This is a genomic window from Oceanobacillus sp. GQ8 (genome assembly GCF_059758495.1).
Genome location: NZ_JCAXEV010000004.1, coordinates 107,532 through 119,253, shown reverse-complemented (window position 1 = coordinate 119,253; position 11,722 = coordinate 107,532). Strand labels below are relative to the sequence as shown.

The window sequence follows — 11,722 nt, the reverse complement described above, 5'->3', positions numbered from 1 at the left end:
TACTAGCTAATTCGTATTGCATAATAACTAGAGGGGGCGGAGAACGTGAAAAAAATAAGTATATTCCTCACCATATTAGCGGTCCTTTTCATTTTTCCTATCGAGGCACTGGCCGTTGAATACTCCATAGAAAAAACACGAATTGATGCGTATTTACAGGAGAATGGAGAAGTTCATGTCACTGAAACGCATACCTATGCGTTCGAAGGAGAATTTAATGGCATTACCCGATTACTCATCCCAAAAGAGGAAACGGCTATTTTGGATGTTTCTGCTAAAGAGGGAGATCGAGCGTTAGATGTGGAACAACAAGACAATGAATATCGTGTTTATCGCAGTGGATCGGATGAGAAAATCACGGTTGATCTATCCTATACAATTGAAAATGGAATTGAAAAGTATACGGATGTTGCACGATTTGACTGGCCGTTTTTCGATCGAAGCAACGAATCCGATTACATTCAGATGGATGTATATGTTCATCCACCTCAACCGACAGAGGGAGTCATCGCGTATGGTGAGGATGAAGCTGCTGGCTCAGAGAGCGTAGAGGAAGAAGGTGTCGTCCACTTTAACATGGGACATGTCGATAGTGGGGAAAATGGCAACATTCGAACAGCCTTTGATGCTTCCCTCTTTCCAAACGCCACTTTAACAGAGGATAAAGCAATGCGAGAAGAAATTCTTGCTAAAAAAGAAGAACTAGATGAGAAGCAGGCTGCTTATGAAGCAAGAAAAGACTTCTTCACTACCATTTCTCCTTTTATTATTGGTGCTCTTGCCATTTATTTGTTAATACTAATTATTTATACAGTTCGAAAAAGAAATGCCGTCCAGCAAGAGGTTGAACGTCGTTTTGGTACTGCATATTTTGTGCCAAAAGAAGAAATGAGCCTCCCAGCTAACATTGCGTACATGAATGCACGCTTGGTAAACGAAAAGACACTGACAGCTGCATTACTAGATCTTGTTCGTAAAGGCTTTGTGAAACATGATAATGAGGAACACTTTACTGTTATGGAACGCAATACCGATCACAAACATGAATCCCTATTATTGAGTTGGTTGTTTGATAAGATTGGAAGAAATGGAGAATTCACTCTTAAACGTTTAAAGGCATATACGAAAGACAAGAAAAATCATAAAGCATATCGTGATGATTTCCATAAGTGGAAGCAAGCTGTTTTGGAAGAAATAAAAGCAAATAAATTAAAATCTATTAAAGGGAAATTACGTATTGTAGTTGGTATCTCTTCGCTTTTATTGTTACCGTTAATTATTTTATTCGGTATATATGGATTATTCCTTAGCTTGGCTATTATGATTGTCTTTTTCGGAACTTTCCTCAGTTTTGCTTGTCTATACTCACCACGCACGGTGAAAGGGGTACGAATCCATAAACAATGGAAGAGCTTCCAGGCAAAATATCCTTCTTTACAAGAGCAAGAATGGGAAGAATTACAAGATGATGAACAAAAGCGTGCCTTTATTTATAGCCTCGGTACAAATAATAAACATGTTAATAAAGCAAGTGACAAGATGATGAAGGGGACACCCCAATTCAACAGTGGCACTCAAACTGATTTTGTCATGTTTATGGTAATCGCCGCTGCAATTAATCACAATTTTAAAGAAGCACATACAACAGCAGCGGCGGCATATTCCTCTAGTGGTGGAACACCAGGTGGAGGAGCAGGAGTTGGCGGTGGCGGCGGGGGATCCGGCGCGTTCTAACAGGTCATAATTTGTGACCTGTTTTTTAAAAAGTAGCAAACAGCCGACCGATACTTTTTGTAACTTAAATTATTTTCAGATATTATCTAACTAATAGAGGCAGAGGTTATCATAGCCAAACATTTAGTTACCAGTTTGTGGATTTGTAAGCCAGAATTATAAAAGTGATAGAAGAAGTAATTAATGAGAATAAATAAGTCTCTGTTTACTACATTAGTATACTTCATTGTTGCGACACTGCTATGTACTGTTCCTATCTATCTCTGTACTGTATTTATCCTTACTTTATTAGACTTGGGGAGTCCAATTTTAAATATAATGGAGTCTATAAAATGGTCACTAAAAATGATGCTTTTTCCCTCGTTAATTGTCCTGCCAGTATACTTAATTGTGTTAAGCGTCTGCATCCACTATCAAAAAGAGGTGGACAAGGTAAAATATTTCGTACTTGTACTCTTAGTCTTTATCGGCATCTTTTTATACTACTATTATGTTGCGAGAACATAATCACCTGGTGGAGGTTATGCAATGAGTGGATTACTTGAGTTTATTGTTGTAACGCTAGTAATTGGTGTTGCTATATTTCTATTAAGTACATTGTTTAAAGAAAAGGGTATACTTATTGCAATGGTTACGAGTTTACTAAGTATAATCCTAATAGTTTATGGTTTCATTGAAGGTGGCTTTGGGGGAATGGGGATGGGATATATAGGTACATCTGCTTTAATTGCCTCAATCATCGATTTATTTATTCTTATTTTCATTATGGCTAAGAAAATGGCTAAAGAGTAATCCAGTTCACTATTAAAAGGAGAGGTTACTATGGAAGATTTCATAATGATTTTGTTTGCTTTTTTGGTTATGATGGCAATTAGTTCGTTTTTGAACATCATGCTTAAAACTACGAAGAAAAAGGATTGGCTAATTTCCTTTCTTTTGAGTGCATTTTTATCCATTGTCTTAGTAATGTTTTTAGGGAGTTAGGAGGAGCAACACAATGCTATTATCTACGGTTATTCTAGGGTGGATAGGGATTGGTGTATTTGTTACGACCCTTCTTATATTCATGAAGCTAATCAAAAACAAGGAACATGGATTACTTCATTTATTAATGGGATTTATGTATGCTATGTGGCTACCATTACCTTTCGCCTTATTTTATTTACTAGAGCAAGGGCTCCTTTTTACAGGAAGTATTTTTGGGTTCGTTTATTTACTAATGCTTGTTATCACAATGGGTTTTCAAGCGGGCCATATTGTACATGTCGTAAAGCAGGAACAAACTGAAACATGGAATGAGCGGGCAACGTGGTTGCTCGAAACATTGTCAAGTCCTTTTGAGGGGTTAGCAAATGTCTTCAAAAGTATTTGGTCTATTTTCCTAGCAATATCATTTTGGATAAACGGAGAACCATGGATGGCCATATTGATGTGTCTTTTTAGTCTTATGATCATTTATAACCTGAATAACATGATTAACGTAAGCACAATAAAACAAATCAAACTCTTGGAAAAGTTGAAGCCAAATCCGTTCATTTATAACATAGAGGCATTGCTATTTTTCTTAACTCTTATGATCTACGTTACAATGCAATTATAAAAAGAGCACCTGTATTGAATCAGGCGCTCTTCGCGTTTTTACTAAAATGCTTTTGTTGTCCAGTCTTCGCAATTCCAGACTTCTGTTACAATGTCTTCATAAAAATCTGGCTCGTGGGAGATAAGTAAAACACTTCCCTTAAACTCTTTAAGCGCACGTTTTAACTCTGCTTTAGCATCTTTATCTAGGTGGTTGGTTGGCTCATCGAGTACGAGCAAATTGGATTCCTGATTTAACAGTTTGCAAAGGCGCACCTTCGCTTTTTCTCCCCCGCTTAAAACCTGTACCTTGCTTTCAATGTGTTTGGTAGTAAGGCCACATCGAGCCAGAGCGGCCCGCACTTCGTATTGATTCATATGAGGGAATTCATCCCAAATTTCCTCGATGCATGTTTTTTTACTAACGTCTTTCATTTCCTGCTCAAAGTAACCAATGTGCAGATGCTCACCTAGCTCCACGCTACCAGACAGAGCAGGGATTTCACCAAGAATGCTTCGCAGTAAGGTTGTTTTTCCAATTCCATTCGCTCCTGATAGGGCAAGCTTTTGTCCACGTTCCATTGTTAAATTAAGTGGACGGGACAGAGGCTCTTCATAGCCAATCACGAGATCACTTGTTTCAAACAAATATCTGCCTGGTGTACGTGCCATTTTAAACTCAAATTGAGGTTTTGGCTTCTCGGCATCTAGCTCAATTACTTCCATCTTATCAAGCTTTTTCTGACGGGACATTGCCATTTTACTTGTTGCCGCGTTCGCTTTATTTCGTGCAACAAAGTCTTTCAGATTGGCAATTTCTTTTTGCTGTTTTTTATAAGCAGCAGTCTGTTGTTGCTTCTTCATTTCATACACACGTAAGAATTCATCATAGTCACCAGGATATCGGGTGAGCTGTTGATTTTCCATGTGATAAATAAGATTGACGACACTGTTCATAAAAGGAATATCATGTGACACAAGGATAAAAGCATGTTCATATGCCAATAGGTATTCCTTTAACCAGACAATATGCTCTACGTCTAGATAGTTTGTCGGTTCATCCAAAAGCAAAATATCGGGTTTTTCAAGAAGTAATTTAGCAAGTAGCACCTTTGTACGTTGTCCGCCGCTTAGATCATGAACATCTCGCTCCAAACCGAAGTCATCAAGTCCTAGCCCGTTTGCTACCTCATCGACTTTTGCATCAATAATATAAAAATCGTTGTTGGTTAAAGCGTCTTGTATACGACCAGTTTCCTCAAGAATTTCCTCGAGTTCTTCTGGCTCTACTTCTCCCATTTTGGCATACAGATCATTCATTTCTGTTTCCATATCGTATAGATATTGAAAAGCCGTCCGCAGTGCATCACGTATGGTCATGCCTTTTTTAAGAACAGCGTGCTGGTCTAAGTAGCCAACGCGTACGTGTTTTGCCCAGCTTACCTTTCCTGCGTCGGGCTCTAATTTTCCTGTGATAATGTTCATAAAAGTAGACTTTCCTTCTCCATTTGCACCTAGAAGTCCAATATGCTCACCTTGCAACAAACGAAAAGATACGTCTTCAAATATCGCACGGTCACCAAACCCGTGGCTTAAGTTATTCACTGATAATAAACTCATGTAAAAACACCTTTTCTTTCTAAAGATTCCATTTCCCATTATAGCGGTCCTCAAGGAAAAAGGATAGGGAGCAAGGAAAAAATAAACAGATTCTTATTGGTTTAAGCAAGCAACCTGTGTGGTAAAAAAGTAGTATGCAGTAATGTGATCGAAATAATGGAGGTAGCATAACATGGAGAATAATAGTGGGAAAAAGAAAAAAACACATTTAATAGACTATCGGATATTTGCACCAGCCTTATTAATTGTTATTGCGATTTGTATTCCGTTAGTCATTTATGAACAGAGATCACTAGAAGTGCTGAATAGCATTTTTAATAGTATTGTAAATAATTTCCGTTGGGGCTATCTATGGTACGCTATTATCTTAGTAGCAGCAGGGTTATTCTTTTCTTTTTCAAAGTATGGAAAGGTAGTACTCGGCGATCCAATGGAAAAACCCAGGTTTACTTTATTTGAATATGCGTCCATTTTGATAGCGATGGGATTAGGTTCAACGATTATGCGCACAGGTATGGTAGAGTGGGCAAATGTTGCAATAGATCCACCATTTGGGGTGGAAGCAGGATCTACAGAAGCGCTACTATGGGGAAACACATACGCCATGTTTCTTTGGAGCTTCCAAACGTTCGCTGTCTTTGTAATGGCAGCCCCAGCAATGGCGTATATTTTGCACGTTAGGAGAAAGCCGCTATTCCGGATTTCCGAGGCATGTCGTGTTATTTTCGGCGACAAATTTACAGATGGTTTCGGGGGAAAAGTGCTTGATGTTATTTTCCTAGTCAGCATCCTTTCCGGCGCAGCTGTTACATTAGGACTAGGCGCGCCAATTATTACAAATAATCTATCTGAATTACTTAACATAGAGGTAACTTTTACACTTACTTTAATAGTTACGGTTATATGGGTACTGCTGTTTTCTCTTAGTGCCTACTTAGGAATAGAGCGTGGTATTAAACGTCTAAGTACGTTAAACATGTATTTGGCCGGAGGGTTCGCGTTATTTGTTATGATCCTTGGTCCTGGAATATTTATTCTAAACTTCTTCACAGAAACAATGGGTTCTCTTATTTCCAATTACGTTGACTTATCACTCTATACAAACTCGTTGAATATGGAAAGTACTACACGAGTGGAAAGTAATACAGTTTTCTGGTTTGCTTACAATTTAACATGGGCGATGCTACACAGTGTGTTTGCCGCAAAAATCTCACGCGGGCGTACGATTAAAGAAATGATCTTAACATACTTGTTGGCACCAACTTTAATTTCCTGGATAGCGACAGGTATTCTAGGTGGGTTAGGAATTCAACGTTTTCTAACAGGTGATGTAGATGTACTCAATATCGTGAGTGATAAAGGTGAAATGGCAGTTATACCGGAAATTTTATCTTCACTGCCACTAGAAAACGTAGCATTGGTTATCTTTATCGTAATTGCAACCATATTCTTGACGACTACATTAGATTCAACAACGTATACGATTGCCGCTTATACTGGCACACAGAATATGAGTAAGTCAGAACCACCTAGAACTTTACGTATTATTGTTGCAGCAATTATTACAGCGTTAGCGCTTGTTCTTATGCGTGTAGGAGGTCTTCCTCCACTAGAGGTGGTTTCTGGGCTGATGGGACTTCCGATCATTGTCCTTCAGTTACTGACCATCTTTGCAGCGAAGAAAATGATTGATGAAGATAAAGCATTCATACACAATGTAAGGAAGAAGGACGAACCACAAGATAAGAAAAGAAAGTATAGTAAAGTAGATAATTAAGACAGAGGGCTGGGACATAACGTCCCAGCCTTTTTTTAAAACGCGAACGTTAAAGTAAGAAAAAAGACTGTTTAATCACCGCTACAGAAAAAACTCCGCTTTCCGTGGGCACGGCCTTAGTCTCCTCAGAAGCCAAAATCGCTTCTTGTGGTGCCTTCGGACTCGTGCTGTTCCCACTGGAGTCTCCGCATTTTCCTTCGCTAAAGTGTGAACAAGGTACAAAAAAATTAGGGACTATCCGGAAGTATTCGAACTTTTTCTACAATACTTCGTTTGAGCAGCCGTTTTTTTCTTGTTTAATTTACTTTTACCCATCCTCTTTTTTTGCACGTTAGGGTATAAAATTTTAGCAGGAAGCAAAGGCAATGTAGGCGAATGTATTTTTTCTAGGTTAAAAATAACATTTTCTTATATAACAAATTTAGGGAAGTGTTAAAATGTATGTAGTCTCGCTTTTTTGTTCTGCAATACAAAGAAGAGAATAGGATACTTTTAAGATTATAAATTCTGGAACACAGTGAAAATATGAAACAAAGAGCATAATATCCAATATATTGAAATTTATAATGAAAGGGAAGTGCAATTTATTGAAGAATGCATGGATTGTTTCCTTTATACGCGTTCCTTTGCTTATTAGCATGTTGTTGGTTCTCTTTGTCGTGTTAAAGCTGTTTGGACTGGAACTTCCTTTTCCATTTCTTCCTGACCTTTCAACCATTTATTTTACTGTTGTAAACGTGCTCTGTTACTTCTTTTTAAAGCGAGTGTTAAAAAAAGAGGGGCGCTCGTTTAATGAATTAATTGGTTTTCGGAGGGAGCTATTAGGAAAGGATATTTTATTCGGTTTCTTATGGCTGTTTGTTTTATACATACCTTTCGTGATTGCAGTTATAGCAACGATGTTTTTGATATATGGGGTGGATTTTGTTGACCATTTCCAAACCGTTTTTGCAGGTGATATAGAGAGCCCTGCGTTTACACGTCCAATGTGGTTGATGTGGTCTGCAGCTGTTGTCTCGCTGATCTTTCCTTTTCTTAATGCCCCGATAGAGGAGTTAATGTACCGTGGTTATGCACAAACGGTGTTTAGAAAATATTATAGTAAACTTTGGGTAGCTATTTTAATTCCATCCATTGGTTTTGCATTGCAACATGTTATGCTGGCTGCAAGTGTGCAAGGAGCTTTCGTCTATGCTGTTGCCTTTTTCGTGTGGGGAGCCGGTAGTGGATTTATTTATTATAAACAGAAGAGATTGTTTCCCCTTATTGTTTGCCATTTCATTGTTAACATAGCATTCAGCGTATTCCCTATTATTTTTCTTGTATTTAATATCTATTAAACAATGTCTGGAGCAGCAATTCGAAATATAAAGCAATTTATTATAGGAAAAAGGAGTCTTTACAGTGAAATATTTCATCCTAAGTGTGTCTGGTCTTATGTTGCTAGTTATGATTGTTGTAACTTTAAATCAGCAAAATTCTGAGAAAGTAATAGAAAGACAGCCTGAGGTCTCAAATCAACAAGATAATCAAGTACAGAGTGAGCAAGAGCCAGAACAAGATTCCCTCTATGCAATAAATAATGAAAAGATCAGTTATACTTTGCAAAACGAAGCGCTCCACATTACATATAACCAGGGTGAAGAATGGACTGAAGTCCCGATTGAGAAAGATACTTTGTTTAGTGGGGAATACAATGGAAATAAGCAAGAGCTGATAGAGGGCAGCTATATCTTGACTGATAAACGTGTGGCTTTTCTTCACACTCAAGGAGAAGGTGTAGGAAGTAAACCGGTCCAACTAACCTATTCTCTTGACAAAGGGGAAACATGGAAGGATACCATTGTATCAGAGTTGTTTCCTCCTTTACGCTTTAGAAAAGTAGACTTTCCAGATAGTCAGTTTGGGTATGCCATTTTATCAGGTGATCGGACGATGTCTTTTGAATATCACCAAGTCTTTTTAACACAAGATGGTGGGAAAAGTTGGGAAGAAACAGCAACACCTGATACGCAGAGTTTAATTTCAGACGGAGGCTTTATCAGTGAATCAACAGGTTTTATGTCCTATGGCACCATTAATCCTGCGAGTCCGAATTTATATGTTACGGAGGATAGCGGAACCACTTGGGAAAAAGCAGTATTTACAATACCTGCAAGATATCAAGAAGTGTTTGTCTCGGCTGAAATTCCGACAATAGAAGAAGAGCATTTAACCGTACTGGTAAACCAAGGACCAAACGGTGATTATCAAGGTGGAAAGGTGAAAGGGGAGTTCGTTTCAGTGGACAATGGAAAGACGTGGGAATTTCAATCGGAGGTAGAGCCGAATGAAACAGAATAATAGAAGTGGCTTTAAGATAATCGGGTGGGTTTTATTTTTCTGTGCTGTTGGCTTTTTCTGTGTACAGATGGGATATCTTCTTGTCCATGAGCGGTATAATGTAGAGTACGTTGATAATCGGTTATTTTATCTTATCAATAGTTTGTGGGCCATGTGTCTAGCATTATCCATCTTGCTTTTGCTTAAAGTTAGCAAAAAGATAATGATAACCATCTTTGTTGTAATGTTCCTCTTTATGGTAGGAAATGGAATTCTGCTTGTTGGAGATAACAAGGAAACCAAAAATATAACAAGTCTCTCCCCGGATTGGAAGCATGTTCTGTCAATGAAACAAGATGTGGAAACAGGTCAAACAACATACTATCGCTCCTATTATGGCATTTTGGCCCGACCAAAAGAAGTTCTACCTAATGAGGTAGCAGGAGATGTTTCGGTAGAATGGCTGGCGAATGACGTAGCAACATTTACATATGAAGCTACTGACGATTCCGTACAACAATTTATTGCAACCTATGGTGATCGTGGGAATGGCGGGTCCTATTATTATGTGGGAGCACAAATACATGGTCAATGGCAGGCTAAAGATGTTCAGATAGTAAGTGATACAGAAGGGATTTCTGTTAAAGAAAACGGTGAAATAGAACTTTTTTCATGGGAGAATATTGAGCAATTTGGAACACTCGCTATTAGTTTGAAACGGAATAATGGAGTAGTTTGGAGTATAGCATTAAATGAAAACTTTGAGGTTCTTGCAGATGCCTCTAAACCAACTGTCGGAAATATTACATTATATAAGGCTAGTTTAGAAAACAGTGAACCAATTTTATTAGATTTTAAAACCACGCGTTAAAATATTCTGGGGGCTAGAAATGAATGAAGTTCAAAACAAGTGATGGATTAGAGTTGTATTATGACATTAGTGGAAAGGGCGCTCCTTGGCTATTTCTGCATGGGGGACCGGGATACTGGAGTAAATCGTTTCAACACTATGCAAGGGATTTGCTAGAAGAAAATTTGCAGATGATTTACTTGGACCAGCGGGGATGTGGAAGATCTGAGCACAGTCTTATACAAGACTATTCCTTAGAGAGAGTAGTTGAGGATATAGAAGCGTTACGCATTCATTTGGGGATCGAAGAATGGTTGATTATGAGTCACTCTTTTGGTGGAATTATTGCAGTAAATTATGCCAGCAAATTTCCCAACAGGACTAAAGGGATGATCTTATCAAATGTAACCCTACATATGTTAGCTTCTTTTCAACATCAGATTATAAGAGGAGCTTCTTTATTAAAAAGAAATGTGCCAGAAATGGATACATTGAGTTTAGAATCATTTATGGAAACCTATTTCGAAATGCTCACTAGTTTGTTAGAAAAAGATGTTTATTTTTCGTTCCAATATTCCGATTTAGAAATGAAGAAAGAAGTAGACTTAATAGACCAAGTTGGTTTAAATAGTGATGTAAAGTTCCAGCAATTTGTGTTTTCCTCAAAAGATTATTTTCGAGATTTTTCATTGATAACAAAGACAATTACAAAACCAGTGCTGATTATTGCTGGGGAAAATGATCACGCAGTGGGCCCAACTCATCATCAATTATTTCAATTTAGAAATAAGAAAGTAAGAGTATTAAAGGGCAGGCATCATCCCTATATAGAAAATCAGGTGGAATTCAAAAAAACCATCCTTAAATTTGTGTGCGGATAGTTTTGTAGACGTTATCGGAAAATATTACTTCAAAGCATACAGGGAGGCACAGCATGAAATTACATATATACATAAAGAAAGTTATGATTGCCGCATTTTTGTTAGTTATTGTTGTAGGCTGTGGAACAATCGAGGACTCGGGGGCAAATGGAACATCAGAAGAAACTGAAAAGCCTATAGAGGAAGACGGGAACGAAAAGGAAGCCGAGCAACAGGAAAAAGAGGTTGAGAATGAAAACCATAATAAAGGGACTGGCACACAAGAAGAGCCTATGGAAGGGGCTGAAGTGAGCAGAGTGGTAGATGGCGACACGGTCAAAGTGATCTATAACGGAAAGGAAGAAACGGTACGCTTGCTGTTAGTAGATACACCAGAGACAAAGCACCCATCCAAGCCAGTCCAGCCTTTAGGACCTGAAGCGAGCAGTTTTGCAAAAGAGAGGCTGGAAGGGAAACAGATAGAGCTCGAGTTTGACGGGCCTGCTAGGGATAAATATGACCGACTCCTTGCTTATATTTGGGTAGATGGTGAGATGTTTAATCAAACACTGCTAGAACATGGGCTAGCCCGTCTTGCATATGTATACGATCCGCCTTATACACATTTTGAGGCATACATGAAAGCACAGAATAGGGCAAAGAATAATGAACTTGGTATTTGGAGCAGAGAAGGATATGTGACAGATGAAGGGTTTTATTATCAAGATGAGGAAGAGAAATCTGCAAACAATAGAGATAAAGAGCCCGAGGCTTCAAATAAAGTAAGTTACGACCCCAATGGCCCTGACAGGGATTGTGGAGATTTTGATACCCAGCAGGAAGCACAAATATTTTTTGAGGCAGCTGGGGGACCAGAAAAAGATTCACATCGCTTAGATGGAAATGATGACGACGGATTGGTTTGCGAGAGTCTGCCATAGGGTAACATAAATATTGGTGTACACTTAAAATATGAAGAGT

At 38.4% G+C, this 11,722-nt stretch carries 11 protein-coding genes; 10 read left to right on the top strand and 1 reads right to left on the bottom strand.

Going from position 1 to position 11,722, the window contains the following annotated elements:
* Positions 1 to 45 precede the first annotated feature (45 nt).
* The 4 genes from AC6CHS_RS13000 (at position 46) to AC6CHS_RS12985 (ending at position 3,334) form a co-directional block, all read left to right on the top strand.
* The gene (locus tag AC6CHS_RS13000; RefSeq protein WP_498236703.1) at positions 46 to 1,734 is read left to right on the top strand and encodes a DUF2207 domain-containing protein; all 1,689 of its coding nucleotides are present in this window, start codon (positions 46 to 48) and stop codon (positions 1,732 to 1,734) included.
* Positions 1,735 to 2,262: 528 nt separating this feature from the next.
* A complete protein-coding gene (locus tag AC6CHS_RS12995) occupies positions 2,263 to 2,526 on the top strand; it encodes a YesK family protein (protein WP_498236701.1) in 264 nt (87 codons plus the stop codon).
* Positions 2,527 to 2,556: 30 nt separating this feature from the next.
* Entirely contained in the window at positions 2,557 to 2,718 is a 162-nt protein-coding gene (locus AC6CHS_RS12990; RefSeq protein WP_498236699.1) for a hypothetical protein, read from the top strand.
* Between the two features lie 13 nt (positions 2,719 to 2,731).
* Positions 2,732 to 3,334 (top strand): hypothetical protein, encoded by a 603-nt coding sequence (locus AC6CHS_RS12985; RefSeq protein WP_498236698.1) that lies wholly within the window; start codon positions 2,732 to 2,734, stop codon positions 3,332 to 3,334.
* Between the two features lie 41 nt (positions 3,335 to 3,375).
* Here the strand turns inward: AC6CHS_RS12985 and AC6CHS_RS12980 are convergent, their stop codons facing one another.
* Positions 3,376 to 4,932, bottom strand: coding sequence for an ABC-F family ATP-binding cassette domain-containing protein (locus AC6CHS_RS12980; protein ID WP_498236696.1), 1,557 nt, complete (start codon positions 4,930 to 4,932; stop codon positions 3,376 to 3,378).
* Positions 4,933 to 5,104: 172 nt separating this feature from the next.
* On the opposite strand from AC6CHS_RS12980, the gene AC6CHS_RS12975 reads away from it, so the two are divergent.
* The 6 genes from AC6CHS_RS12975 to AC6CHS_RS12950 all read left to right on the top strand — a co-directional run bounded on the left by AC6CHS_RS12975 (position 5,105) and on the right by AC6CHS_RS12950 (position 11,682).
* Complete coding sequence (locus AC6CHS_RS12975; RefSeq protein ID WP_498236694.1) at positions 5,105 to 6,709, top strand: BCCT family transporter; 1,605 nt, start codon at positions 5,105 to 5,107, stop codon at positions 6,707 to 6,709.
* Between the two features lie 587 nt (positions 6,710 to 7,296).
* Positions 7,297 to 8,049 carry a CPBP family intramembrane glutamic endopeptidase gene (locus AC6CHS_RS12970; RefSeq protein WP_498236692.1) on the top strand — a complete coding sequence of 251 codons (753 nt, stop codon included), beginning with the start codon at positions 7,297 to 7,299 and terminating at the stop codon, positions 8,047 to 8,049.
* A gap of 64 nt (positions 8,050 to 8,113) precedes the next feature.
* Entirely contained in the window at positions 8,114 to 9,052 is a 939-nt protein-coding gene (locus AC6CHS_RS12965) for a WD40/YVTN/BNR-like repeat-containing protein (RefSeq protein WP_498236690.1), read from the top strand.
* Positions 9,039 to 9,902, top strand: a complete 864-nt coding sequence (locus AC6CHS_RS12960) for a hypothetical protein (RefSeq protein WP_498236688.1) — start codon at positions 9,039 to 9,041, stop codon at positions 9,900 to 9,902. Before AC6CHS_RS12965 ends, AC6CHS_RS12960 begins: the two co-directional genes overlap by 14 nt.
* 23 nt (positions 9,903 to 9,925) lie before the next feature.
* Positions 9,926 to 10,762 carry an alpha/beta fold hydrolase gene (locus tag AC6CHS_RS12955; RefSeq protein ID WP_498236687.1) on the top strand — a complete coding sequence of 279 codons (837 nt, stop codon included), beginning with the start codon at positions 9,926 to 9,928 and terminating at the stop codon, positions 10,760 to 10,762.
* 53 nt (positions 10,763 to 10,815) lie between these two features.
* Positions 10,816 to 11,682, top strand: a complete 867-nt coding sequence (locus AC6CHS_RS12950; RefSeq protein WP_498236685.1) for a thermonuclease family protein — start codon at positions 10,816 to 10,818, stop codon at positions 11,680 to 11,682.
* The last annotated feature ends 40 nt before the right edge of the window (positions 11,683 to 11,722 follow it).

Bases quoted from the DNA above. Each gene is read 5' to 3' on its own strand.
- AC6CHS_RS12995 (WP_498236701.1), top strand. From the start codon at position 2,263: ATGAGTGGATTACTTGAGTTTATTGTTGTAACGCTAGTAATTGGTGTT.
- AC6CHS_RS12990 (WP_498236699.1), top strand. From the start codon at position 2,557: ATGGAAGATTTCATAATGATTTTGTTTGCTTTTTTGGTTATGATGGCA.
- AC6CHS_RS12985 (WP_498236698.1), top strand. From the start codon at position 2,732: ATGCTATTATCTACGGTTATTCTAGGGTGGATAGGGATTGGTGTATTT.
- AC6CHS_RS12980 (WP_498236696.1), bottom strand. From the start codon at position 4,932: ATGAGTTTATTATCAGTGAATAACTTAAGCCACGGGTTTGGTGACCGT.
- AC6CHS_RS12975 (WP_498236694.1), top strand. From the start codon at position 5,105: ATGGAGAATAATAGTGGGAAAAAGAAAAAAACACATTTAATAGACTAT.
- AC6CHS_RS12960 (WP_498236688.1), top strand. From the start codon at position 9,039: ATGAAACAGAATAATAGAAGTGGCTTTAAGATAATCGGGTGGGTTTTA.
- AC6CHS_RS12955 (WP_498236687.1), top strand. From the start codon at position 9,926: ATGAAGTTCAAAACAAGTGATGGATTAGAGTTGTATTATGACATTAGT.
- AC6CHS_RS12950 (WP_498236685.1), top strand. From the start codon at position 10,816: ATGAAATTACATATATACATAAAGAAAGTTATGATTGCCGCATTTTTG.